This window comes from Lyngbya sp. CCY1209 (assembly GCF_035615495.1).
Lineage (GTDB): Bacteria > Cyanobacteriota > Cyanobacteriia > Cyanobacteriales > Microcoleaceae > Limnospira.
Map to the genome: position 1 here is coordinate 1 of NZ_JAJENU010000537.1, position 1,049 is coordinate 1,049.

The 1,049-nt window shown below is 51.4% G+C and carries 1 pseudogene; it reads right to left on the reverse strand.

From position 1 onward, the window contains the following. A pseudogene (locus tag LKE08_RS17690) lies at positions 1-890 on the reverse strand (hypothetical protein); the annotation flags it as partial. Positions 891-1,049 lie beyond the last annotated feature (159 nt).

Here is a 1,049-nt window from a genome sequence, read left to right on the forward strand (position 1 = left end):
TCCTCATCGGGAGTATCGTCGACAACGGGAGTTTCCGTTTCCTCATCGGGAGTATCGGCGACAACGGGAGTTTCCGTTTCCTCATCGGCAGTTTCGTCAACTACCGGTTCGGATTCCTCATCGGGAGTATCGGCGACAACGGGAGTTTCCGATTCCTCATCGGCAGTTTCGTCAACTACCGGTTCGGATTCCTCATCGGGAGTATCGGCGACAACCGGAGTTTCCGTTTCCTCATCGGAAGTATCGACGACAACGGGAGTTTCCGTTTCCTCATCGGCAGTTTCGTCAACTACCGGTTCGGATTCCTCATCAGAAGTATCGGCGACAACGGGAGTTTCCGATTCCTCATCAGGAGTATCGGCGACAACGGGAGTTTCCGATTCCTCATCGGGAGTATCGGCGACAACCGGCTGGGATTCATCATCGGCAGTTTCGTCAACTACCGGTTCGGATTCCTGATTGGGAGTATCGGCGACAACGGGAGTTTCCGATTCCTGATTGGGAGTATCGACGACAACGGGAGTTTCCGATTTCTCATCGGCAGTTTCGACAACTACCGGTTCGGGTTGATTCTCGGTGTTGGAGATGTTATTGGGAAAGCCAGAGACAATTGAATCGAAGTTCTGGGTTTGTACAGCAAAGCTCTCGCTATTGTATTGAAATTCTTCAGAAATGCTCGTGATGTTCTGCATACCGAAGACAAAACTTTCGGCGGTGATGCGATCGCTCGAAACGTTCAAAAGCGTTACCAGGGGTGAACCATCTACGCTGACGACAGTATCCGTCTCAACCTGAGTGAGGGTCAGACCCTCGAACGAGAGGGACGGATCGGGAACGATAATAACATCAATCCCGACTTCAAAATCGGTGATCTTACCATAATTAACCATCCAAAATTGATCGGAACCCTGACCCCCCGTCAGGGTATTCTCTCCGTCCGTTCCGGGGAAGAGTTGGTCGTCGCCGAAGTCTCCAAACATTATACTCCGACGACCGCCGATCAAAATATCATCGTCTTTGCCGCCAAAGAGTTGATTGTCGGTTCCCGC